Annotated in this window: 21 protein-coding genes and 1 other RNA gene; 19 read left to right on the top strand and 3 right to left on the bottom strand. The window is 70.3% G+C overall.

Features of this window, described 5'->3' with window-relative positions; translation table 11 throughout:
• Nucleotides 1-51 precede the first annotated feature (51 nt).
• Nucleotides 52-465, top strand: a complete 414-nt coding sequence (locus CPE01_RS01295; RefSeq protein ID WP_146804824.1) for a hypothetical protein — start codon at nt 52-54, stop codon at nt 463-465.
• A 180-nt stretch (nt 466-645) separates the two neighbouring features.
• Complete coding sequence (gene prfB / locus CPE01_RS01290) at nt 646-1,758, top strand: peptide chain release factor 2 (protein WP_146804823.1); 1,113 nt, start codon at nt 646-648, stop codon at nt 1,756-1,758.
• A gap of 83 nt (nt 1,759-1,841) precedes the next feature.
• On the opposite strand, the gene CPE01_RS01285 is transcribed toward prfB, so the two are convergent.
• On the bottom strand, nt 1,842-2,840 hold the full coding sequence (locus tag CPE01_RS01285; protein ID WP_146804822.1) for a LacI family DNA-binding transcriptional regulator: 999 nt from the start codon (nt 2,838-2,840) through the stop codon (nt 1,842-1,844).
• 300 nt (nt 2,841-3,140) lie between these two features.
• Here CPE01_RS01285 and chvE point away from each other — a divergent pair, with 300 nt between their 5' ends.
• From chvE to CPE01_RS01235, 10 genes are all read left to right on the top strand, one after another.
• Nucleotides 3,141-4,289 carry a multiple monosaccharide ABC transporter substrate-binding protein gene (chvE, locus tag CPE01_RS01280; protein WP_146804821.1) on the top strand — a complete coding sequence of 383 codons (1,149 nt, stop codon included), beginning with the start codon at nt 3,141-3,143 and terminating at the stop codon, nt 4,287-4,289.
• 233 nt (nt 4,290-4,522) lie between these two features.
• Entirely contained in the window at nt 4,523-6,043 is a 1,521-nt protein-coding gene (gene mmsA / locus CPE01_RS01275; protein WP_246783670.1) for a multiple monosaccharide ABC transporter ATP-binding protein, read from the top strand.
• Nucleotides 6,040-7,272, top strand: a complete 1,233-nt coding sequence (gene mmsB / locus CPE01_RS01270; protein WP_146804819.1) for a multiple monosaccharide ABC transporter permease — start codon at nt 6,040-6,042, stop codon at nt 7,270-7,272. Before mmsA ends, mmsB begins: the two co-directional genes overlap by 4 nt.
• 46 nt (nt 7,273-7,318) lie before the next feature.
• Nucleotides 7,319-8,521, top strand: coding sequence for an ROK family transcriptional regulator (locus CPE01_RS01265; RefSeq protein WP_146804818.1), 1,203 nt, complete (start codon nt 7,319-7,321; stop codon nt 8,519-8,521).
• A 71-nt stretch (nt 8,522-8,592) separates the two neighbouring features.
• On the top strand, nt 8,593-9,363 hold the full coding sequence (locus CPE01_RS01260; RefSeq protein WP_146804937.1) for an ATP-binding cassette domain-containing protein: 771 nt from the start codon (nt 8,593-8,595) through the stop codon (nt 9,361-9,363).
• Between the two features lie 200 nt (nt 9,364-9,563).
• Nucleotides 9,564-10,253 carry a cell division ATP-binding protein FtsE gene (gene ftsE, locus CPE01_RS01255; RefSeq protein WP_146804817.1) on the top strand — a complete coding sequence of 230 codons (690 nt, stop codon included), beginning with the start codon at nt 9,564-9,566 and terminating at the stop codon, nt 10,251-10,253.
• Between the two features lie 12 nt (nt 10,254-10,265).
• Nucleotides 10,266-11,183 (top strand): permease-like cell division protein FtsX, encoded by a 918-nt coding sequence (ftsX, locus tag CPE01_RS01250; RefSeq protein WP_146804816.1) that lies wholly within the window; start codon nt 10,266-10,268, stop codon nt 11,181-11,183.
• Nucleotides 11,184-11,185: 2 nt separating this feature from the next.
• A complete protein-coding gene (locus CPE01_RS01245; protein WP_146804815.1) occupies nt 11,186-12,541 on the top strand; it encodes a peptidoglycan DD-metalloendopeptidase family protein in 1,356 nt (451 codons plus the stop codon).
• 190 nt (nt 12,542-12,731) lie between these two features.
• Nucleotides 12,732-13,202: an SsrA-binding protein SmpB gene (smpB, locus tag CPE01_RS01240; RefSeq protein WP_146804814.1), complete on the top strand. Its 471-nt coding sequence runs from the start codon at nt 12,732-12,734 to the stop codon at nt 13,200-13,202.
• Between the two features lie 123 nt (nt 13,203-13,325).
• Nucleotides 13,326-15,242, top strand: coding sequence for a DUF2207 domain-containing protein (locus CPE01_RS01235; protein ID WP_146804813.1), 1,917 nt, complete (start codon nt 13,326-13,328; stop codon nt 15,240-15,242).
• A 60-nt stretch (nt 15,243-15,302) separates the two neighbouring features.
• Here the strand turns inward: CPE01_RS01235 and CPE01_RS01230 are convergent, their stop codons facing one another.
• On the bottom strand, nt 15,303-16,367 hold the full coding sequence (locus CPE01_RS01230; RefSeq protein ID WP_146804812.1) for an ATP-dependent DNA ligase: 1,065 nt from the start codon (nt 16,365-16,367) through the stop codon (nt 15,303-15,305).
• Nucleotides 16,368-16,474: 107 nt separating this feature from the next.
• Here CPE01_RS01230 and CPE01_RS01225 point away from each other — a divergent pair, with 107 nt between their 5' ends.
• The 3 genes from CPE01_RS01225 (at nt 16,475) to CPE01_RS01215 (ending at nt 18,759) form a co-directional block, all read left to right on the top strand.
• Nucleotides 16,475-17,575: a matrixin family metalloprotease gene (locus tag CPE01_RS01225; RefSeq protein ID WP_146804811.1), complete on the top strand. Its 1,101-nt coding sequence runs from the start codon at nt 16,475-16,477 to the stop codon at nt 17,573-17,575.
• A gap of 189 nt (nt 17,576-17,764) precedes the next feature.
• A complete protein-coding gene (locus CPE01_RS01220) occupies nt 17,765-18,178 on the top strand; it encodes a trypsin-like peptidase domain-containing protein (RefSeq protein ID WP_146804810.1) in 414 nt (137 codons plus the stop codon).
• A gap of 209 nt (nt 18,179-18,387) precedes the next feature.
• Nucleotides 18,388-18,759: a hypothetical protein gene (locus CPE01_RS01215; protein WP_146804809.1), complete on the top strand. Its 372-nt coding sequence runs from the start codon at nt 18,388-18,390 to the stop codon at nt 18,757-18,759.
• A gap of 28 nt (nt 18,760-18,787) precedes the next feature.
• Here the strand turns inward: CPE01_RS01215 and CPE01_RS01210 are convergent, their stop codons facing one another.
• Nucleotides 18,788-19,561, bottom strand: coding sequence for a DinB family protein (locus CPE01_RS01210; protein ID WP_146804808.1), 774 nt, complete (start codon nt 19,559-19,561; stop codon nt 18,788-18,790).
• 172 nt (nt 19,562-19,733) lie between these two features.
• Between CPE01_RS01210 and ssrA the strand changes: the two genes are divergently transcribed.
• From ssrA to CPE01_RS01190, 4 genes are all read left to right on the top strand, one after another.
• Nucleotides 19,734-20,102: a transfer-messenger RNA gene (gene ssrA / locus CPE01_RS01205) on the top strand.
• Between the two features lie 76 nt (nt 20,103-20,178).
• Nucleotides 20,179-20,505 (top strand): hypothetical protein, encoded by a 327-nt coding sequence (locus tag CPE01_RS01200; RefSeq protein WP_146804807.1) that lies wholly within the window; start codon nt 20,179-20,181, stop codon nt 20,503-20,505.
• Nucleotides 20,506-20,536: 31 nt separating this feature from the next.
• Entirely contained in the window at nt 20,537-21,211 is a 675-nt protein-coding gene (locus CPE01_RS01195; RefSeq protein ID WP_146804806.1) for a site-specific integrase, read from the top strand.
• A 48-nt stretch (nt 21,212-21,259) separates the two neighbouring features.
• On the top strand, nt 21,260-22,870 hold the full coding sequence (locus tag CPE01_RS01190; protein WP_146804805.1) for a DEAD/DEAH box helicase: 1,611 nt from the start codon (nt 21,260-21,262) through the stop codon (nt 22,868-22,870).
• Nucleotide 22,871 lies beyond the last annotated feature (1 nt).

Here is a 22,871-nt window from a genome sequence, read left to right as displayed (position 1 = left end):
GGTGACTGCCGGGCGGCCCGAGGGCACCGCGCGGCCGGGGATCGCGGGCAGGTGCTCGTCCTGACGATCGGGGTCGTCGTGCTCGCGGTGCTGCTGATCCTCGTGGTCGCGTCCGCCGCGCAGGTGCACCTCGAGCACAAGAAGCTCGTCGCGCTGACGGACCTCCTCGCACTCGAGGCCGCGGACGCGATCACCGACGATGTGTACTACGGCGAGGAGGGCGATGCCCGGCTGCGCGTCACGAGTGCGTCGGTCCGCTCCGCGGTCGAGGACTACCTCGCGCAGCACCCGGGGGAGACCAAGGGGTGGCGTCGCGTGGGGATCCAGGAGGCGACCGCGACCGGCCCGCGCACGGCTCGTGTCTCGATGGTCGCGCGCGTCCGACCCGCGGCGACCGCCTGGGTGCTCGCCGCCTGGTCGGACGGCGTCGTGATCACCGCGACGTCGACCGCGACGGCGGACTGAGCGTGACGCTGGACTGAACGTGGCGCCGGACTGAGCGTGACGCTGGACTGAGCGTGATGTCTGACCAGGTGCTGCGCCGTGGTGCGCGGCGCCGGGTCCACATGTGGAGCAGCGGGTCGGGCGCGGCGGGCGGGGGCGTCTCGTCGGGATCGGTCCGCGGTGCCGGTAACCTGACTCGTTGTGGCCACCACCGACTTTCCCGCCGAGATCCGCGAGCTGCGCACCACCCTGGAGTCCATCCAGGCGGTGAGCGACCCGACAGCGCTCCGGGCGAAGATCGAGCAGCTGTCCGAGGCCGCGTCGGCGCCGAACCTGTGGGACGACCCTGAGTCGGCGCAGAAGGTCACGAGCGCGCTGTCCGCCGCGCAGGCCGAGCTGGAGCGCGTCGACCGGCTCCGCGGGCGGATCGACGACCTCGAGACGCTGGTCGAGCTCGGCCAGGAGATGGAGGACGACGAGACGCTCGCCGAGGCCGAGACGGAGCTCGTCGGCATCCGCAAGGACCTCGACGCGCTCGAGATCCGCACGCTGCTCGCGGGGGAGTACGACCAGCGCGAGGCCGTCGTGACCATCCGCGCGGGTGCGGGTGGCGTCGACGCGGCCGACTTCGCCGAGATGCTCCTGCGCATGTACCTGCGGTGGGCCGAGCGGCACAACTACCCGACGACGGTGCTCGACACCTCCTACGCGGAGGAGGCGGGCCTGAAGTCGGCGACGTTCGAGGTCAAGGCCCCGTACGCGTACGGGCACCTGTCCGTCGAGGCCGGCACGCACCGCCTCGTGCGCATCTCGCCGTTCGACAACCAGGGCCGCCGCCAGACGTCGTTCGCGGCGGTCGAGGTGGTCCCGCTGATCGAGCAGACGGACAGCATCGAGATCCCCGAGTCGGAGATCAAGGTCGACGTGTTCCGCTCGTCGGGTCCCGGCGGCCAGTCGGTCAACACGACCGACTCGGCCGTGCGCATGACGCACATCCCGACCGGCATCGTCGTGTCGATGCAGAACGAGAAGTCGCAGATCCAGAACCGTGCCGCCGCGCTGCGCGTCCTGCAGTCGCGACTGCTCCTGGTCCGTCAGGAGGAGGAGCGCGCCGCGAAGAAGGAGCTCGCGGGTGACATCAAGGCGAGCTGGGGCGACCAGATGCGCTCGTACGTGCTGCAGCCGTACCAGATGGTCAAGGACCTGCGCACGGAGCACGAGGTCGGCAACCCGTCGGCCGTGTTCGACGGTGACATCGACGACTTCATCGAGGCGGGCGTCCGCTGGCGCCGTGCCCAGGACGTCACCGCCTGACCTGACGATCGCGCCCCTCGCGCGGCGCGGTGCGCCATCGACCCGGTCTCCGCTCCGGCCGAGGGCGCGTGCCGTGCTGCGGGTCAGCCGACCGTGGAGGCGCGGACCGTGAACGACGTCGGCAGGACGATCGGCTCGCGGGGGACCGGCGTCCCGCGGAAGCTCGCGAGCAGCGCACGCGCCGCGGCCTGACCCATCTCGCGGATCGGCTGGTGCACGGTCGTGAGCGGCGGGTCGGTCTGGGCGGCGGACGGCAGGTCGTCGAAGCCGACGACGGCCACGTCGTCCGGGATGCGCAGGCCTGCCCGGCGCAGCTCGGCCATCGCCCCGGTCGCCATGGTGTCGTTGTGCGCGAACAGCGAGTCGAAGGGGATCCCTGCCTCGAGCGCACGCGCCACGGCGGCCTGCCCCGACTCGAACGTGAAGTCGCCCTCGACCACGTGCATCGGGTCGAGCGTGAGCCCGGCGGCGGCGAAGCCCTCGGTGAAGCCGGCGATGCGCTCCTGCACGCAGCCGAACCGTGGTTCGCCGCTGATCACCAGGGGCTGACGGCGGCCGATCTCGAGCAGGTGGTGGGCGGCGGCCAGCGCGCCGAGGCGGTTCGTCGTCGCGACGGAACCGAACCTCGGCTCGTGCCCGCGGTCGTCGACGAGGACGACGGGCAGGCCCTCCTCGTGCAGGCGGGTGATGTAGTCGAGCGTCCCGCCGGGTTCGACGACGAGCAGGCCGTCGAACGCGCGCGCGGAGACGTGCTCGGCGAACCGGCGCATGGACTCGTCGCCCTGCGTGGTGGTGAAGACGAGCATCCCGTAGCCCTCGTCCTCGACGGCCTCGATGGCGGCCTGGACGACCTCGCCGATCCACGGCCACGTCAGGGAGGGGAGCAGCATCGCGACGATGTGCGTGGACCCGCGCGCGAAGGCGACGGCCCGTGCGCTCGGGACGTAGCCGAGCTCCGCGATCACGGCGCGGACGCGCGCGGCGGTGCGCTCGTCGAGCTCGTCGCGGCCGTTGAGGACGCGCGAGACGGTCGTCTTCGAGACGCCGGCCCGCTGCGCGACGTCGCGGATGGTCACTGCCACGTCTGCGATTGTCCCGGCTGGTGCCCCGATCCGGGCAGGTTCGTCAGGGTGAGACCGCTAGTGTGAGATAGGCCACATCCCATGACTTCGCGTCGCGAAGCGAACGCATCTGATCACGTGCTGATCACGGCAAACACGCGTAGGACACGCTTTGATAACGCGACTTGCCTTCGCCATGACTTTGAGACTTGAATTCAACCGTCACCTCGGGGTGGTGATCCATCGGCGGCTCACCCACGTGGGTCCGGCACTGTCGTCGGCCCGCGCTCCCCAGAGGATGTACCAGAGGAGTAGACGACGATGTCCAAGACCTGGAAGAAGGTGGCGGTCGCGGTCGCGACTGCCGGCCTTTTCGCCACCTCGCTCGCGGCGTGCAGCAGCGAGCGTGAGACGCCGGCCGCGACCGGCGGCGCGACCGCTTCGGAAGACGCGGCGCCCGAGGCCGGTGGCCTCATCGGTATCGCGATGCCGACCAAGTCGCTCGAGCGCTGGAACCGTGACGGCTCGCACCTCGAGGAGCTGCTGAAGACGGCCGGCTTCGACGTGAGCCTGCAGTACGCGGACAACAAGACCGACCAGCAGATCAGCCAGATCGAGAACATGATCAACGACGGCGCCAAGGTGCTCGTCATCGCTTCGATCGACGGCACGACGCTCGGCCCGGTGCTCGAGCAGGCCGCGGCGAAGGACATCAAGGTCATCGCGTACGACCGCCTGATCAACGAGACGCCGAACGTCGACTACTACGCGACGTTCGACAACTACAAGGTCGGTCAGCTGCAGGGCCAGTTCATCGAGGACGCCCTCGGCCTGAAGGACGGCAAGGGCCCGTTCAACTTCGAGCCGTTCGCCGGTTCGCCCGACGACAACAACGCCAAGTTCTTCTTCCAGGGCGCCTGGGACATCCTCAAGCAGTACGTCGAGAGCGGCAAGCTCGTCGTGCCGTCGGGCAAGGCGCCCAAGACGGACGACCAGTGGACCAACATCGGCATCCTCGGCTGGGGCTCGGACGACGCCCAGGCCGAGATGGAGAACCGCCTCAACTCGTTCTACGGCGGCGACACCAAGGTCGAGGTCGTGCTGTCCCCGAACGACTCGCTGGCGCTGGGCATCGCGCAGGCGCTCACGGGTGCGGGCTACAAGGCCGGTGAGGGCTGGCCGGTGCTGACCGGTCAGGACGCCGACCAGGCCAACGTGCTGAACATGCTCGCGGGCAAGCAGTCCATGACGGTCTGGAAGGACACCCGTGCGCTCGGCGACGCCGTGGCGAACATGGTCCAGGAGATCATCGCGGGCGACGAGGTCACCACGAACGACACCGAGACGTACAACAACAACGTCAAGGTCGTCCCGACGCTCCTGCTCGACCCGCTGGTCGTCACGCCGGACACCGTCGAGAAGGACCTGGTCGACTCGGGCTTCTACACGGCCTCTGACCTGGGTCTGTGACCCTCGCCTGACGCAGGCCGCCGCCGCCCACGCACCACGGTGCGGCGGCGGCCGGCGTCGGGCAGCCGCCCACGAGACGGCACCGTCAGGGTCCGCCACCGCGGACCGGTCGTGACCGGGCAAGGACCGAGGACGAGATGGACACCACAGCAGGACCGGGCGCAGCAGCCCCGGGCAACACAGCAGGACCGCAGGACGCCGTGGACGCGACGGGCTCCGACCACATCCTCGAGATGCGGGGCATCACCAAGCGCTTCCCCGGAGTCCTCGCTCTCTCGGACGTGAACCTCTCCGTCCGACGAGGGGAGATCCACGCGATCTGCGGAGAGAACGGGGCCGGCAAGTCGACCCTGATGAAGGTGCTCTCCGGGGTCTACCCCCACGGGAGCTACGACGGAGACATCGTCTTCGAGGGCAGGACCGCGGAGTTCAAGAGCACGCGGGACTCCGAGCACGTCGGGATCGTGATCATCCACCAGGAGCTGGCGCTCTCGCCGTTCCTGTCGATCGCCGAGAACATCTTCCTCGGCAACGAGCGGGCTGCCCGCGGCGTCATCGACTGGAACCACACGAACTCCGAGGCCGCCAAGCTGCTGGCTCGCGTCGGCCTCGACGAGCGGCCGGACACGCGCATCATCGACATCGGCGTCGGCAAGCAGCAGCTCGTGGAGATCGCCAAGGCGCTCTCCAAGGAGGTCAAGCTCCTCATCCTCGACGAGCCCACCGCGGCCCTGAACGACGAGGACAGCGCGCACCTGCTCGGCCTGATCAGCGGTCTGCGCGACCTCGGCATCACGTCGATCATCATCAGCCACAAGCTCAACGAGATCGAGGCGATCGCGGACACGACGACGGTCATCCGCGACGGCCAGACGATCGAGACGCTCGACATGCGCGACCCGGGCGTCAACGAGGAGCGGATCATCCGCGGGATGGTCGGTCGTTCGCTCGACCACCGCTTCCCGGAGCACACCCCCTCGATCGGCGACGAGGTCCTGCGCATCGAGGACTGGACGGTCCACCACCCGCTCGACCAGTCCCGCAAGGTCGTCGACGGCGCGTCGCTCAACGTGCGCCGCGGCGAGATCGTCGGGATCGCCGGCCTCATGGGCGCCGGGCGCACCGAGCTCGCGATGTCGGTGTTCGGGCGGTCGTACGGCGCGCACATCTCCGGCCGGGTCTACAAGGACGGCAAGCAGGTCAACCTGCACACCGTCGGTGACGCGATCAAGGCCGGCATCGCATACGCGACCGAGGACCGCAAGCACTACGGGCTGAACCTGATCGCCACGATCCGCGACAACGTCTCGGGTGCGGCGATCCACAAGGTCTCCGGGCGCGGTGTCATCGACCGCAACGAGGAGCTCAAGGTCGCCGAGCGCTTCCGCAAGGAGCTCAACATCCGCACGCCCACCGTCGAGGCGCTCGTCGGCAAGCTGTCCGGCGGCAACCAGCAGAAGGTCGTCCTGAGCAAGTGGATCTTCTCGGACCCGGACGTGCTGATCCTCGACGAGCCGACGCGCGGTATCGACGTCGGCGCGAAGTACGAGATCTACACGATCATCAACAGGCTGGCTGACGCCGGCAAGGGCGTCATCGTGATCTCGTCGGAGCTGCCCGAGCTGCTCGGCATCTGCGACCGCATCTACACCCTGTCCCAGGGCCGCATCACGGGCGAGGTCGCCCGGCAGGACGCGACCCAGGAGCGACTCATGCACTACATGACCATGGAGAAGGACGTGACTCCCCGATGAGCACCGACACCAACCTCGCCCCCGCGATGCCCAGCGGTGAACAGGCGCGGATCCCGCTGAGCCAGCGTCTGTCCGGCCTGGGTGGCAACGCGCGCCAGTACGGCATCTTCGCGGCGCTCATCGTCATCATCCTGCTCTTCCAGGGTCTGACCGACGGCCGTCTGCTCAAGCCGGACAACGTCGTCTCCCTGTTCCAGCAGAACGCGTACGTGATGGTGCTGGCCATCGGCATGGTGATGGTCATCGTCGCCGGGCACATCGACCTGTCGGTCGGTTCGGTGGTCGCCCTGGTCGGCGGCATCGTCGCCCTGTCGATCACCGACTGGGGCCTGCCGTGGTGGGTCGCCGTCCTGCTCGGCGTCGCGATCGGTGCCGTGGTGGGCGCGTGGCAGGGCTTCTGGATCGCCTACGTCGGGATCCCGGCCTTCATCGTGACCCTGGCAGGCATGCTGATCTTCCGCGGGCTCGCGCTCGTCGTGGTCAGCCAGACCATCCGCGTCAACGACGACAACTTCAACTCGATCGTCTCCGGCTCGCTGCCGAACTTCCTCGGCTTCAGCGGTGACATGGACGTCGTCACCCTGGTGATCGGCGCGCTGACGATCGCGGCCTTCGCGATCGCCCAGTTCCGGGCCCGCATGCAGCTGCGCAAGCACGACCTGCACGTCGAGGCGCTCGGCCTGTTCATCGCCAAGCTCGTGGGTGTCGCGGTCGCCGTCGGCTTCCTGTCGGTGCTGCTGTCCCTGTCGGCCGGCGGCATGCCGATCATCCTCGTGATCGTCGGCGTCCTGATCGTCGCCTACACGTTCCTCATGGGTCGCACGGTCTTCGGCCGGCACATCTACGCGGTCGGTGGTAACCGTCCCGCGGCGAGCCTGTCGGGCGTGCGCACCAAGCGCGTCGACTTCATGATCTTCGTCAACATCGGCGCCCTCGCGGGTGTCGCTGCGATCATCACGACCGCCCGCGGTGGTGCCGCGGTCGCGGCCGCCGGCCAGAACTTCGAGCTCGACGCGATCGCCGCGTGCTTCATCGGTGGCGCCGCGGTCACGGGCGGCATCGGCCGGATCTCGGGTGCGATCGTCGGTGCGCTCATCATGGGCGTGCTCAACATGGGCCTGTCGATCATGTCGGTCGACCCGTCCTGGCAGCAGGCGATCAAGGGCCTCGTGCTCCTGTTCGCGGTGGCCTTCGACCTGATCAACAAGCGGCGCGCCGGCACCAGCTGACGCTCAGCTGACCAGGGGGAACGGTCACGGACACTAAGGTGCGAGCGTGAGCAGGAGAGCAGGCACCGCCGGCTCCCAGTCGTCCCTGCGTGAGGCCAACCGTCAGCTCGTCGCCGAGACGGTCAAGCGGTACGGGGGCCTCACGCAGGTCGAGCTCGCCGAGGCCACAGGACTGTCCCAGGCGACGGTGTCGACGATCGTCCGCGAGCTCTACGCCGCGGGGGTCGTCGACACCGTCGCGACCACGCGCAGCGGGCGGCGTGCCCAGATGGTCACGCTCGCCCGCCGCGTCGGTCTGGCGGCCGGGATCCAGATCGGGCACCGGAACCTGCGGGTCGCGCTGGGAGACTTCTCGCACGAGATCCTCGCGGAGCAGTCGCTGCCGCTGCCGGTCGAGCACCGGGTCGACACGACCCTCGACCGGGTGGCACTCCTCGTCGTCGACCTGCTCGAGCGCGTGGGGGCCTCGATCGACGACGTCGTCGGGATGGGCGTCGGCGTGCCGGCGCCGGTCGACTCGGCGACGGGGATGATCTCCGTCGAGGGGATCATGCCGGGCTGGGACGACGTGCACCTGGGTCAGGTGCTCTCGAAGCGGCTCGGTCTGCCGGTCTACGTCGACAACGACGCGAACCTCGCGGCGTTCGCGGAGTCCACCGTGGGCGCGGCACGGGACCGGGCCGACTGCCTGTTCCTGCGCGCGTCGTACGGCGTCGGCGCCGGGATCGTGCTGGGCGGGCACGTGCTGCGCGGCTTCGCCGGCACCGCGGGCGAGATCGGTCATCTCACCGTGCGGCCCGACGGCGAGCAGTGCCGGTGCGGCCGGCGCGGGTGCCTCGACACGGTCGTCGGCGCGGGTGCGCTGCTCGAGGCCGTCGGGCCGGTGCCCGGCGTCGCGAGCCTGCGGGACGTGATCCAGCGCGCGAACCAGGGCGACGAGCGGTGCGGCGACGTGGTCGCCGAGGCCGGGGCCGCGATCGGTGCGGCCCTCGCGGGCCTCGTGCTCGCGGTCAACCCGCAGGTCGTGGTCGTGGGCGGCGAGCTCGCGGAGACGGGGGAGACGCTCGTCGCCCCGCTGCGCTCGGCGCTGCTGCGGCACGCGCTGCCCAACCGGATCGCGCCGCTCGAGGTGGTGCGCGCGAGCCTGGGGACGCGCGCGGAGATGGTGGGGGCGCTCGCGCTCGCGGTGCAGTCGACGGACGTGCCGCTGAGCGTCGAGGAGACGGTCGACGTCGAGGGGCTCGGATGAGCGCCGTTGACCCCGCGCAGGTGGGAGACTTCACTGACCAGCAGCACGACGACGTGGAGCAGGTGATCACGATGAGCACATCGCCCGTCCCCCTGCTGTCCATGCGGGGCATCAGCAAGAACTTCGGCGCGGTCGAGGCCCTCGCGGGCGTCGACCTCGACGTGTTCGCGCACGAGGTGGTCGCGCTCGTCGGTGACAACGGGGCCGGCAAGTCCACGCTCGCGAAGGTCATCGCGGGTGCGCACACGCCCGACTCGGGCCTCATCGAGATCGCCGGCGAGCCCACCTCGATCCCGACGCCGTCGGCCGCGCGCACGCTCGGGGTCGCGACGGTGTTCCAGGACCTCGCGCTGTGCGACAACCTCGACGTGACGAGCAACCTGTTCCTGGGCCGGGAGGTCAAGCGCGGCGGTCTGCGCGACGACGGCTACATGGAGGCCACCGCGCGTCGCGTGCTGCAGGCGCTCAACAGCCGCATCCCGTCGGTCCGCACGCCGCTGTCGACCTTGTCGGCCGGGCAGCGGCAGGCCGTCGCGATCGCGCGCACGCTCATCGGCGAGCCGCGCATCGTCGTGCTCGACGAGCCGACCGCGGCGCTGTCGGTCGGCCAGACGGCCGAGGTGCTCACGCACATCGAGCGACTGCGCGAGCTGGGCCTGGCGGTCATCCTCATCAGCCACAACATGACGGACGTGCGGGCGGTCTCCGACCGGATCGTCGTGCTGCGGCACGGTCGCAACAACGGCACGTTCGACGCCGCGACGACGAGCCACGAGGCGGTCCTCGCGGCGATCACGGGTGCCACGGTCCGCTCCACGCCCCGGCTGCACGCGCTGCGTTGACCGGTTCGTCCCGGTTGCGCGCGTTCGTCCTGTCGCACGTGCGTGCGACCTTCACGCGACCTCCGCGTCTGCACGGCGTGTCGGCCCGCCGGGCCCACGGGCGCGGTGCCTAGTCTCGACGAGCCGGGCGCCGCTCGGCGGCCGGGCACGCCCCGGTCACGTCGTGCGGGAACCGCCGCCGGACAGCCAGAGCGAGCAGCGTGATCAAGTTCGAGAACGTCACCAAGGTCTACGCGCGCGGCGCCAGACCTGCGCTGGACAGCGTGTCGCTGGACGTCGAGCGCGGTGAGTTCGTGTTCCTCGTCGGCGCGTCCGGCTCGGGGAAGTCCACGTTCCTGCGTCTCGTGCTCCGCGAGGAGCGTGCGTCGGCGGGCAAGGTCTTCGTCGCGGGCAAGGAGCTCGGCTCGCTCTCGTCGTGGAAGGTCCCGCAGCTGCGGCGCCAGATCGGCGCGGTGTTCCAGGACTTCCGGCTGCTGCCGAACAAGACGGTGTTCGAGAACGTCGCGTTCGCGCTGCAGGTGATCGGCAAGCCCCGGCACCAGATCCTGTCGACCGTGCCGGACACGCTCGAGATGGTCGGCCTGGCCGGCAAGGAGAAGCGGCGTCCGCACGAGCTGTCCGGCGGTGAGCAGCAGCGTGTGGCGATCGCGCGCGCGTTCGTCAACCGGCCGCAGATCCTGCTGTGCGACGAGCCGACCGGCAACCTCGACCCGACCACCTCGCTGGGGATCATGCGCCTGCTCGACCGGATCAACCGCACCGGCACCACCGTCGTCATGGCCACGCACGACGACGAGATCGTCGACCAGATGCGCAAGCGCGTCGTCGAGCTGGCCACGGGCGAGCTCGTGCGCGACCAGTCGCGCGGCGTCTACGGCTCGGACCGCTGAGGGGGATCGGCCGTGCGACTGCGCTTCATCCTCTCCGAGATCGGGATCGGTCTTCGTCGGAACCTGTCGATGACCATCTCGGTCATCCTCGTCACGTTCGTCTCGCTGACCTTCGTCGGCAGCGCCGCGCTGCTGCAGCTGCAGATCGACAAGATGAAGGACGACTGGTACGACAAGGTCGAGGTCTCCGTCTTCCTCTGCCCGGCGACGTCGCCCGAGCCCACGTGCGCGGGCGGTGAGGTCACCGAGGAGCAGAAGCAGGCGATCCGCGACGCGCTCGACGAGCCCGAGGTCGCCCCGCTCATCGTCCAGCCGGTGTTCTTCGAGACGAAGGAGGAGGCGTTCGCCTCCTTCAAGAAGCAGTTCGGCGACCAGTCGTGGGCGTCGGTCGCGACCGTCGAGGACATGAACTCCTCGTTCCGGATCAAGCTGACCGACCCGTCGCAGTACCAGGTGGTCGCGGACGTGGTCTCGGGTCGCCAGGGCGTGGAGTCCGTGCAGGACCAGCGGCGCCTGTTCGACCGGCTGTTCCTGGTGATCGACCGCGCGACGCTGCTCACCGGGGGGCTCGCGGCGGTCATGCTCGTCGCGGCGGTGCTGCTCATCACGACGACGATCCGGCTGTCGGCGCTCTCACGCCGACGCGAGACCGGGATCATGCGCCTCGTCGGGGCGTCCACGATGTTCATCCAGCTGCCGTTCATGCTCGAGGGCGCGATCGCGGCGACCGTCGGCTCGCTCATGGCCGTCGGCGGGCTCTGGCTGGGCGTGCAGTACCTGGTCACGGACTGGTTGGGCGGTACGGTCTCCTGGATCCCGTACGTGACGACGTCCGACGTGCTGACGGTGGCGCCGCTCCTCGTCGCTGCGGGCATCCTGCTGGCTGCGATCTCCTCGCTCGTGACCCTGAGCCGCTACACGAAGGTGTGAGCATGCGTCGACCCACGGCCCCGAACAGCACGTCGCGCCCGGTCCGGGCCGGGCAGCGCACCTCGCGCCGTGCCGCCATCCTGGCGGTCGCGGGCCTCGTCGTAACCCTCGTGCTCGGAGCCGTGGCGCCGCCCGCGATGGGCGACGCGATCGACGACCGTCGCGCGGCCGCCGAGAAGGAGAAGAAGGCCAACGAGCGCAAGCGCTCCGACGCCGAGGAGGTGCTGGAGGGCCTCGAGGGCGAGCTCGGCGCGGTCTCGGACCGCCTGCTCGAGATCGAGACGCAGCTGCCTGCGGCGCGGCTCGCGCTGCAGGAGGCCGAGGCGGAGTTCGCCAAGGCGAAGCGTGAGGCGGCGATCGTCGCGGCCCGGCTCGAGGACGCCAAGGACCAGGCCGCGGACCTGTCCGCGACCATCGAGGCCGACTCGGACGAGGCCACGAAGATGCGCGAGGCGATCGGCCAGATGGCGCGTGAGGCGTACCGCGGCGGCGGCGACGTCTCGAGCGTCAGCATGATCCTCGACGCGGACTCGAGCGAGGACTTCATCGAGCGCGCGGACCTCATGAGCCAGGCGCTGCGCACGCGCGCGCAGGTGCTCGACGACCTGCAGGCGACCGAGTCCGGCAACCGGAACTCCGCGCAGCGCCTCGAGGCCGTGCAGGGCCGCATCAGCGAGCTCAAGGACGAGGCGGACGCCAAGGTCGCCGCGTCGAAGAAGGCCAAGAAGGCGGCCGAGGACGCGAAGGCGGCGCTGGACGCGCTCCTCGTCGAGCAGCAGGACAAGCAGACCGCGCTGCTGGCCAAGAAGGACGAGATCGCCGCGAAGCTCAAGGAGATCGACGCCGAGGCCAAGCGCATCGAGCAGGACCTGGCCAAGGCGATCGCCGAGCAGCGCAAGCGCGACGCGGCCAAGGGCACCGACCCGGACGACCCGCCGGCGGCCTCCGGCACGCTGTTCGTCAACCCGACGCAGACCCGGCCGATCTATGTGACGTCCGAGTACGGCATGCGCTTCCACCCCGTGCTGCACTACTGGCGCCTGCACGCCGGGATCGACCTGCGCGACTACTGCGGCAACGACGTGTACGCGGGTCGCTCCGGCACCGTGCTGTGGACGCAGTACCGCTACGGCTACGGCAACCAGGTGATGATCAGCCACGGCACCGTGAACGGCAAGACGCTCGCGTCGAGCTACAACCACCTGTCGCAGTTCCTCGTGAGGCCCGGCGCGTCCGTCAAGGCCGGTCAGCTCATCGCGCGCGCCGGCAACACCGGGACGTCGGGCGCGTGCCACCTGCACTTCGAGGTCTACATGAACAGCTCGACGGTGAACCCGCGCCCGTTCCTGCCGCTGTGACGACGCCGTCCTGACGACCCGGTCGCCCGTGCCGTCCGCGGATATCCGCGAGGGGTTCGGCGGGCTCGGCGGGTAGGCTCGTCCGGCGCGCGACGAGCGTGCGCGGGCACCCGCCGGACGGTTCGGTCCGACGAGGCTGCCGACGAACGAGGTCCCGCGAGGCGGGACGCAGGACGAGGAGGGGTGCGCGGTGGCCAAGGAGACCGGGCGCAAGCTCGTGGCCGCCAACCGCAAGGCCCGCCACGACTACACGATCGAGGACGTCTTCGAGGCCGGGGTCGTGCTGACCGGGACCGAGGTCAAGGCGCTGCGCGCCGGCCGTGCGTCGCTGGTCGACGGCTGGTGCGAGGTCGACGGCGGGGAGGCGTGGCTGCACGGCGTCCACATCCCCGAGTACGCGCAGGGCACGTGGACCAACCACGCGCCGCGCCGCAAGCGCAAGCTGCTGCTGCACCGCGAGGAGATCGAGCGGCTCGACGCCCGCACGCGCGAGAAGGGGCACACGATCGTGCCGCTCGCGCTGTACTTCCTCGACGGGCGCGCCAAGGTCGAGATCGCGCTCGCGCGAGGCAAGAAGGACTGGGACAAGCGCCAGGCGCTGCGCGAGCGGCAGGACAACCTGGAGGCGCAGCGCGCGATGCGCGAGCGTCGCGACCGCTGAGCGCCGAACGGGCGGCCCTGACGGGCCGAGCCTGATCGACAGGCCCGGACGCGCCGTGCAGGGGTCCGGCGCGCGGGCCGTGGGACCCGGCTGCGGACGAGCACGCCGCGATAGGTTGCGCCGGTGACCGTTCTCGACGCCCTGTCCCGACGCCCGCGACCTGCGCGTCCGCTGGCCCGCGCCGCGACGACGCTCGCCCTGGCCGCGGGTGCGGTCGTCGCGAGCGGCCTCGCGGCGACCGCCGCACCGGACCAGACGTCCGGCCGCGAGATCACGCGGTACGACGTCGCGGCCGTGCTGGGCGCGGACGGCGTCGCGACCGTCGCGATCGAGTTCGACTTCGACTTCGGCGACGACCCGGGGCACGGCCCCTACCTCACGCTCCCGACCCGGCAGCGCTACGACGACACGCACGACCGCGCGTTCGAGTACAGCGCCGTGTCCGTGTCGAGCAGCACCGGCGCCCCCGCGCAGCTGCACCGCGAGGAGGACGGCGACGCGCTGATCCTGCGGATCGGTGACGAGGACGTCGACGACGTCTCGGGCGTGCAGACCTACCAGCTCACCTACCGCGTCGACGGTCTGGTGAACCCGGCGAACGAGCAGCACTCCGGCGACGAGCTGTACTGGAACGTCATCGGGACCGGCTGGGAGATCCCGCTGGGTGACCTCACCGCGACGGTGACCGGACCGGCGGACGTCGAGGGTGCGGTGTGCTTCGCGGGCCCGCAGGGCTCGACGTCCCCGTGCTCGTCGGCCGACGCGGTGGGCGACACCGCGACGTTCACGCAGGACCTGCTCGGACAGGGTGAGCCGTTCACGACCGTGACGGGCTGGCCCGCGGGCACGTTCCCGGGGGTCGAGCCGATCGTCGTCGAGCGCCCCGACCCGGCCGCGGTGTGGAACCCGGTGTCGCCGTTGGGCGGCGTCGCGGCGCTCATGGCCGCCGGAGGCGCGGCGCTCGCGATCCGACGCGTGCGGCGCACCGGACGCGACCGCGCGTACCTGGGCCTGACGCCCGGTCTGCGGCCCGTCAGCGGCCAGGACACCGGCTCGGGCTACCGCGACAAGCGCGCACCCGTCGCGGTGCAGTTCACGCCGCCCGCGAACGTGCGGCCGGGGGAGCTCGGCACGCTCGTCGACGAGAAGGCCGACCCGGTCGACGTGACCGCGACGCTCATCGACCTCGCGGTGCGCGGCTACCTGCGCATCGAGGAGGTCCCGCGCGCCGACGCCAAGAAGAAGCCGAAGGACTGGACTCTCGTCGCGCTGCGCGAGCCCGACGCCGGGCTGCTCGAGTACGAGGCGCTGCTGATGGACGAGATCTTCACGGGGCGGCCGCGCGTCACGCTGTCGGACCTCAAGACGACGTTCGCGTCGTCCATGACCAAGGTGCAGGACCGGCTCTACGACCAGGTCACGCGCAACCACTGGTTCCGCGCGAACCCGAAGTCGGTGCGCGGGTCGTGGCTGGCCACGGGGATCGTGCTGATCGTGGTGGCGGGCATCGCGCTGTTCGTCTCGCTCGCGGTCGGCGACTCGGAGCTGTCGACGAACGTCCCCGGGTTGGGACTGATCCCGATCGCGATCGGAGCCGTCGGCGTCGTCGTGCTGATCTGCGCCCGGCACGCGCCCGCGCGCACCGAGGAGGGCACGGCGGTGCTCGCGCAGTCGCTCGGGTTCCGTACCTATCTCACGACCGCCGAGGCCGAGCAGATCAGGTTCGAGGAGGGCGAGGACGTCTTCAGCCGGTACCTGCCGTACGCGATCGTGTTCGGTGTCGCGGAGCGGTGGGCGCGCGTGTTCGCCGAGCTCGCCGCGCAGGGCCGCGCGATCGACCCGCCCGGCTGGTACGTGGGCTACTACGACCCGCTGCCGGGCGTGTTCTGGGCGTCGGGCTTCGCGTCGTCGATGGACCGGTTCCAGTCGGTCGCGACCGAGTCGCTCACGGCGCCGACTCCGGGGTCCTCGGGCGACTCCGGGTTCTCCGGGGGCTTCTCCGGCGGTGGCGTCGGGGGAGGCGGCGGCGGGGGCTGGTGAGCCGCGGGCTTCCGCGCGCCCTCGACGGGTCGCCGGGCGCGCTCGTCGTCCCGGCGGTTCCTACGGGCGGCGACCCAGGATGTCCGCGAGGTCGAACCGGACGGGCTCGTCGAGCTGGGCGTACGTGCACGTCGCCGGGTCGCGGTCGGGGCGCCAGCGGCGGAACTGCGCGGTGTGCCGGAAGCGGTCGCCCTCCATGTGGTCGTACGCGACCTCGACGACGAGCTCGGGGCGCAGCGGCACGAAGCTCAGGTCCTTCGTCGCGTTCCAGCGGCTGACGGCGCCCGGCAGCCGGTTGGCCTCGTGGGCCGACCGGTCCGCCCACGACGCCCACGGGTGGTCCTCGACGTCGGTGCGCAGCGGCGCGAGCTCGTCGACGAGCGTGGCGCGCCGCGCCATGGGGAACGACGCCGCGACGCCCACGTGCTGGAGCCTGCCCTCGTCGTTCCACAGCCCCAGCAGGAGGCTCCCGACGACCGGCCCGCTCTTGTGCCAGCGGAAGCCCGCGACCACGCAGTCCGCGGTGCGCTCGTGCTTGACCTTGAACATCGTGCGCTTGTCCGGCTGGTAGGTGCCGTCGAGCGGCTTGGCGACCACGCCGTCGAGTCCCGCGCCCTCGAACTGCGCGAACCACCGCTGCGCCTCGGCCGGGTCACCGGTCGCCGGCGTGAGGTGGATGCTGCCGCCTGCGTGCGCGAGGGCGTCGGTGAGGCGCGCGTGCCGTTCACGCAGCGGCGTGCCCATGAGGTCGTCGTCACCGAGCGCGAGGACGTCGAACGCGACGAAGCTCGCGGGGGTCTGCTCGGCGAGCAGCTTCACCCGTGACGCGGCGGGGTGGATCCGGTTCGTCAGGGAGTCCCAGTCGAGGCGGTCGCCCTGCACGATCACGATCTCGCCGTCGAGCACGCACCGTGGCGGGGTGTGCTCCTTGATCTGCTCGACGAGCTCGGGGAAGTAGCGCGTCATCGGCTTCTCGTTGCGGCTGCCGAGCTCGACCTCGTCGCCGTCCCGGAAGACGATCGTGCGGAAGCCGTCCCACTTGGGCTCGACGTGCCCCGTGTCGGGGATGTCCTTGACCGACTTCGCGAGCATGGGCGCGACGGGCGGCATCACGGGCAGGCGCATGGGGCTCATCCTGCCCGTCGCGTGCGACATCGGCAGCGGATCACGCACCATCACGGTCGGAGGGCGGGACGGCTCCAGCGGCGCCTGGTTCGTGCCGATGGTCTGACGTGTCCTTCGACGACCTGCCGCGCTCGCCCACGGGGCGCATCCCGCAGTGGGTGATCGACGAGGCGCAGGGGAGGGCCGCGGGCCCGTCGCCCTGGCGCGGCGACGCCTACGACACCTCCGCGGACCCCGTCGGCGAGCGGTTCGGCGCGCGCGGGCACGCCGCCGGCCGGGACGGGTGGGGCGCCGACGGAGACGCGCCGACGAGCGCGCGACGGCGACGCGCGCGGCGCTCCGGGTCGAGCGTGGCCGTCGCCGTCCTGTGCGTCCTGATCACCGGCGGTTTCGTCGGCGTCTGGCTGTCCCAGCTGCCGGAGGTCTCCTGGGACGCGGTCGTCGCTGCGCTGTCGGCGGAGCCCGTGCGCACCACGGACCTCGACGCGACGGGTGCGGTCCAGCCGTTCGAGCCACCGTCCGGGCTCGAGGGCCACCCGCCTCCGGGCGTCGAGGAGTCGCCGTGGCCGCGCGGGGTCCCGGCTCCGGTCGACTGGGACGGCACCCCGTACGCGTTCCAGGACACGCAGCGGCGCCCCGACGGCCTGGACGTGCCGGTGACCTTCTCGCCGTGCCGCCCCGTGCACTACGCCGTGAACACCGCGGGTGCCCCTGCAGGCTTCGTCGACGACGTCGCGAAGGTCATGCGCGAGCTGACGTCCGCCACCGGGTTCGTGTTCGTCGACGACGGCACGACGACCGAGTCCGGCGGCGCCGACCGCGCCCTGTACCAACCCGACCGCTACGGCGAGCGCTGGGCGCCTGTGCTCATCCAGTTCTCCGACGAGGACCACTTCGCGCGGCTCGAGGGCGACGTCGCCGGCGTGGCGGCCCACCGTGTCGTCGACGACGGCAACGGGCTGCTCGTCGCGGTCACGGGCACCGTCTGGCTCGACACGAACCTGCTCGAACGCCAGCCGAGCGGCGCGGAGCCCGTGCACGTCGCCGTGCTGCGGCACGAGCTCGCGCACGTGCTCGGGCTCGACCACGTCGACGACGCGACGCAGCTGATGAGCCCCCGGCAGTCGGGCGAGTTCACCACGTTCCAGTCGGGCGACCTGTACGGGCTGTCGTTGCTGAACCGTGGGGTGTGCGCGCCCGAGGTGTGAACGACACGTCACGTGATCGTCAGGGAACTCTCACGTCCCGTTCAGCCGTTCTCCGGGTACCACCGCTTGGGTGGGACTCGGCGGGGCCGCCGCGGCGCCGCCAGGGAGGGGACGACGATGGCGATCGACGACGGATCCCGAGCACGTGACACCCGGTGCGAGACGCTCGTGCGGGGGCGACGACGGGGCATGGCGATCGGAGCGGTCCTCGCGGTCGGGGCGAGCGTCGTCGGACCCGCCGCGGCCGCAGCCGCCGCGCCTGCCGACGCGGCGCAGGCTCGCCCGGCCGCACCCGCGTGGCCGGGCCTGTCGTCCGCCGACTCGTCGTCCGGGGTGCTCGAGGTCGCGGCGGCGGGGGAGTCCGGCGCCCAGGTACGCGGCGCAGCGCTGGCCGTGGCCGAGGGCGGGATCGTCGTGACGCACTCCCACGTCGTCGCCGGAGCCACCTCCATCGTCGTGACCGACCCGACGACCGGTGCCGTCAGCCCGGCGTCCGTGCTCGTGCGCGACGAGCGTGCCGACGTCGCCGTCCTGCAGCTCGCGTCCGCCGACGGCGTCCGCCTGGCCACGCTGCGCGAGGGGCTCCCCGACCTGGCTTCCTGACCACACGTCCAGGCCCGGCTCCCTGACCTGGACGAACGATGACGTGCCCGGAGCAGCACAGGTGTCGCGTGTCCGGTTCACCCCCGAGCGTGACCGGGTGTCCGAAACCCGAGTGATTCGGCAGGTCTGGGCTCGTGCGCCACCGATCGCCCTGCATACATTGCCCTTCGCCGGACGAGCGGATGGGGGGCGTTGGTGTGGTCGAGGTGATGACGGCGGTACCTGAGCTGGCGCGGTCGGTGCAGTCCACCGACCGTGTGCCGGCCGTCGCGGGTGTGCTCGCGATCCTGAGCGTGATCGGGATCGGCGCGTTCATCGTCGCGCGCAACGCGCGCTCCCACCCACCCCACAGCGATCTGCCCGACGTCGTGCTCGACCTCGAGGAACGCGGCTACCTCGAGATCGAGGCGTTCTTCGACCGCGGCATGCCCGACTGGCTGCTGCACCGGCGACGGCTGCCGGACCGCAACCTGTCGGAGCACGAGACCGGCTGGTACTTCGCGATCTTCGGGACACGCCTACGCTCGTCGGTGCCGTGGTCCCAGGTCAGGCCACCGACGGTCACGCCACCGGTCGCCTGACCCCGCGCCGTAGCCTGCCGGGGTGCCCTCACGTCGGCGCCCCGAGGGCGGTCAGGTCGCGCTCGGCATACAGCCGGTGGTGCCACTCCTCGAGCAGGAGCACCTCGAGGCACTCACGCACCGCGAACGGCCGCGCGGGCGGCCACGAGTCGCCGTCGAGCGGCTCGGTGTGCTCGTCGAGCCTCGCGTCGGTGAGCTGCGCGAGGAACCCGCGCACCAGCGCCTGCCGCTCCCGGCGCCGGACCAGGACGTCGTCCAGGTCGGGGCGGACGGTACGGTCCCGCGGGATCCCGGGTGTGTCCGGCATCTCGTCCCACGGGAGGTCCCACGGGTCCCACGGGTCCTCGACGCGCAGGATCCCGCGGCGCACCCACGAGTCCGTCACGAAGAGCAGGTGGCGCAGCGTCTCGACGAACGACCACTCCTCGTCGACGCTGACGTGCAGCGCATCGGGCTCGAGCGCGCGGGCTCGCTCGAGCGTGCCCTCCCACAGCCGCTCGAGCAGCGCCCACGCCGCGCGGAAGCCCTCGGCGTCCGTCGGGCGCATCGCGACCCGGTCGGGGTCGCGACGGTCGAGCTCGGCGTTGACGTACGCGCTGACCTCGACGCCGTTGATCGTCAGGTTCTCGACCTCGCCCGTGATCTGCGCGTCGACCAGCTCGACCCCGTCCAGCCGCACGCCGTGCAGGCCGGCTCCGCGCACCGTGATGCCGTTCAGGCGCGCTCGTCGGAACTCGGCTCCGGTCAGGTCCACCCGCGTGAAGCGTGAGCCGCGCAGGTCCGCGTCGATGAAGTCCGCCATGCTCGGACGCTAGTGCGCCCCTCCGACACGCGCCCCCACACGTGTGCTGACACCGGCTGTGCCGGGCCGGGAATCACGGCGACGACCGGCACGTTGGGCAGGTAGTCTGGACCTGCTCGGCACGTGCTGCGGCACGCCGACCGCACGGATCGGGCGCTTGATAAATCAACATGGGGGTGATCGGTTTCGACGGTGATCGTCGAGCCAGGAGAAGCGGGTCGAGGACGCACGGTTATCTCGTCAACGCTCCGTGCAAATCATAGGTGCCGATTCCAAGAGCACCGACTTCGCCCTCGCCGCCTGAGCGAGCTTCGAAGTCCGTCGGCCTAAGTACGCTCTCGACTTAGTTCCCGGCGTCATCTAGAGAGCCACTGCTGATCCTCATCGTCAGTGTGAGGATCGGGACTTCTAGCTGACTGGGCCCGTCCACCTTCCCGTCCGTGGGAGTGGTGGGGGCCGAGAAAATCCATCACGGACTGCACCCGGAGAAGCCCTGGTTCCACGTCATCGGACGCGGGTTCGATTCCCGCCACCTCCACCCATCTGACCTGCGGAAACGCAATGGATGTTGACACGAAGGTAGCAACTCGTTGACGCGAGGGGCTGCCTTCGTGTGTATGGCCTCCATCCGTGAGCGTCGACGAGCCGACGGGACGCGGTCGTTCGCGGTGCTCTGGCGCGATCCGGACAGCGGCAAGCAGACGTCCCTGACCTACGACGACGAGAACGACGCTGTCGTGGCGAAAAGGCTGATTGAGGCGGCTGGTGGGCGTGCCGCCGAGGCTGCGCGGATCGCCGAGGCCGTGCGCAGCAAAGGGCCTTCCGTCGACGAAGTAGTCGCGGAGCACATCGAATTGCTGACATCGATCGGCCCGGATACCCGCTCGCACTACAAGAGCCAGCTGAATCGGTTACCGGCCCGAGAACCCCTGCACCGGCGTTGAGCTCCCCAAGTCGCAGGCGACCCGGGACGAGATGACCGTCCTGACGCGGGACGAGTTCGCCTTGCTCCTCTCGTACATCCCGGCCTACTACCAGCCGCTGGTCCTCACTCTGGTTGCCACGGGACTCCGCTGGGGCGAGGCGACGGCCCTGACTGTCGGCGATCTGGACCTGACGTCGCGTCCCGCGACCCTTCGAGTCACCAAGGCCTGGAAGCGCGATGGAGCCCGCCGTTGGTACGTCGGTCCGCCGAAGACGAAACGAGCCCGTCGGACGGTGTCGCTGCCGGACGACCTCGTCGACGTTCTCCTGCCGCTCGTGGCAGCGAAGGCACCGGACGAGCTCCTCTTCACCAACACGGTCGGAAGCCAGCTCTCGTCGTCGAGGTTCTGGACCACGACCTGGACGCCGGCGGTCGATGCTGCGAACGATCCGAAGACGCCCGATGGGAAGCCCGACCGAGACCGGCCGCGGTTGACGAAGCGTCCGCGAGTCCACGACCTGCGGCACACGCACGCGTCCTGGATGATCGCCGCCGGCACGGACTTGTTCGTGTTGCAGCGTCGTCTCGGACATGAGTCGATCACCACGACGACCGAGACATACGCTCACCTGCTGCCCGATCAGCAAGCCGCGGCTGCGGCTGCCGCTGGTCGAGCCCTCGCGGGGATCGCCCTTTCGAGGCCAGGACCCGCTGCGGCACCGTGAGGTCAGGTCGTATGCCGATCGTGACGGTGACCTCGGAGGGAGCTCACCGTGGCTCCGAGGCTCGCCAGGTACCCGAGTGAGGCCGCTGAAGGGCTGGCTGCGGAATTGTCGGCCTGTGGTTTCGTGCGCCAGCTCAAGCCGTTCCAGCTTCGCAACCTGGCCAAGCTAATGCTCCTCCCACATGGTGCCGACTTCTCTGTGCCCGGTGCCGGAAAGACCACGGTGGCACTCGCGAATTTCGCGCTCCAGCGTGCTCGCGGCGAAGTCGACCGTCTGCTCGTCATAGGTCCGATCGCCGCTTTCGACGCGTGGAAGACGGACTCGGTGGATTGCCTGGCAGACAATCCTAAGATCACGGTCCACACCGGTCCGGGATCGGTCATACCGATAGCTACCGATCTGTTATTGACGAACTACCATCGCGTCGCCGGCGACTACGAACGTATCCGCGAGTTTGTTGACTCCGCCCGGACCCAGGTGATACTCGACGAGGCGCACCGTGTGAAGCGCGGTGCCGGCCGTGTGCACGGACGGGCAGTGTTGGACTTGGCTTATGCGGCGCGGCGTCGGGACATCCTGACTGGAACACCCGCCCCACAGGGAGCGGGAGACCTGATCGCGCTGATGCGCTTCCTGTACCCCGGACAGGACCGCTCCATACTCCCACCCGACGTCTACAACGACTCGATGGGGCGCGACCCTAAAGTCGTGAGACGAACCAGCGAAGCGATCCGCCGCTACTTCGTCCGCTCGCCGAAGTCGGCACTCGACATCCCCGATCCGAAATGGGAGATCGTCGCCCGGCCGATGAGCCCGATCCAGCACGAGATCTACGCAGCGCTCGTCGGCAGGTACCGGGGCGGATTCGGGCTGTCGAAGGACTCCAAGCGCGAGTTCAAGAAGCTCGGCAGGGTCGTGATGTACCTCTTGGAGGCCGCCACGAACCCATCTCTGATCGTCGCCGGCTCCGACAGGGCCGACGAGGAGGGGTTCGAGCACCCGCCGCTCGAGCTCGCTGGGAACGAGCCATTGAGCAGGCTTCTGCGGAACTACAACCAGTACGAGTACCCGTGGAAGTACGAGTACGTCAAGCACGCTGTCCACGAAGCGGCAGCGCGCGGCGAGAAGATTCTGGTGTGGTCAACGTTCGTGCGGAACCTCAAGACTCTCGCCCGCGAGCTCGCCCAGTTCAACCCAGCGGTCGTCCACGGCGGCGTCCCACCACAGGACTCCGCACCGCCCGGCGCGGTCACCCGTGAAGCTGAGTTCGAACGGTTCCGCAACGACGCGTCATGTTCGGTCCTGCTCGCCAATCCGGCCGCAGCAGGCGAGGGAGTCAGCCTCCACCACTGGTGTCATCACGCCATCTACCTCGACCGGACGTTCAATGCCGGCCACTTCTTGCAGAGCCAGGACCGAATCCACCGGCTGGGCCTCCGACGGGAGATCGAGACCCGGTTCACCGTGTTGATCAGCGAAGAGACGGTCGACGCAGTCGTCGATGACCGTCTGAAGGACAAGGTCAAGGCGCTCGCCCTTCTGATGGACGATCCTGGACTCGTGAGGGTCGCGTTGCCGGAGAGCGACGAGAACCATGATGCACCGCCGGCCGAGGAGGACGATGAAGCAGCGATCCTCAGCCACCTGGGATTCGCATAGA

This window comes from Cellulomonas persica (assembly GCF_007989825.1).
In the GTDB taxonomy this organism is placed as follows: domain Bacteria; phylum Actinomycetota; class Actinomycetes; order Actinomycetales; family Cellulomonadaceae; genus Cellulomonas; species Cellulomonas persica.
The sequence above is the reverse complement of the archived record's forward strand: the minus strand, read 5'-3'. Positions and strand labels throughout refer to the sequence as shown.

What these genes read in the sequence shown, in the direction of transcription:
- CPE01_RS01260 (WP_146804937.1), top strand. Translation starts at nt 8,593, where the DNA reads ATGAGCACATCGCCCGTCCCCCTGCTGTCCATGCGGGGCATCAGCAAG.
- CPE01_RS01200 (WP_146804807.1), top strand. Translation starts at nt 20,179, where the DNA reads ATGGCCTCCATCCGTGAGCGTCGACGAGCCGACGGGACGCGGTCGTTC.
- CPE01_RS01195 (WP_146804806.1), top strand. Translation starts at nt 20,537, where the DNA reads ATGACCGTCCTGACGCGGGACGAGTTCGCCTTGCTCCTCTCGTACATC.
- CPE01_RS01215 (WP_146804809.1), top strand. Translation starts at nt 18,388, where the DNA reads ATGACGGCGGTACCTGAGCTGGCGCGGTCGGTGCAGTCCACCGACCGT.
- CPE01_RS01220 (WP_146804810.1), top strand. Translation starts at nt 17,765, where the DNA reads ATGGCGATCGGAGCGGTCCTCGCGGTCGGGGCGAGCGTCGTCGGACCC.
- mmsA (WP_246783670.1), top strand. Translation starts at nt 4,523, where the DNA reads ATGCGGGGCATCACCAAGCGCTTCCCCGGAGTCCTCGCTCTCTCGGAC.
- mmsB (WP_146804819.1), top strand. Translation starts at nt 6,040, where the DNA reads ATGAGCACCGACACCAACCTCGCCCCCGCGATGCCCAGCGGTGAACAG.
- CPE01_RS01245 (WP_146804815.1), top strand. Translation starts at nt 11,186, where the DNA reads ATGCGTCGACCCACGGCCCCGAACAGCACGTCGCGCCCGGTCCGGGCC.
- CPE01_RS01210 (WP_146804808.1), bottom strand. Translation starts at nt 19,561, where the DNA reads ATGGCGGACTTCATCGACGCGGACCTGCGCGGCTCACGCTTCACGCGG.
- CPE01_RS01230 (WP_146804812.1), bottom strand. Translation starts at nt 16,367, where the DNA reads ATGCGCCTGCCCGTGATGCCGCCCGTCGCGCCCATGCTCGCGAAGTCG.
- chvE (WP_146804821.1), top strand. Translation starts at nt 3,141, where the DNA reads ATGTCCAAGACCTGGAAGAAGGTGGCGGTCGCGGTCGCGACTGCCGGC.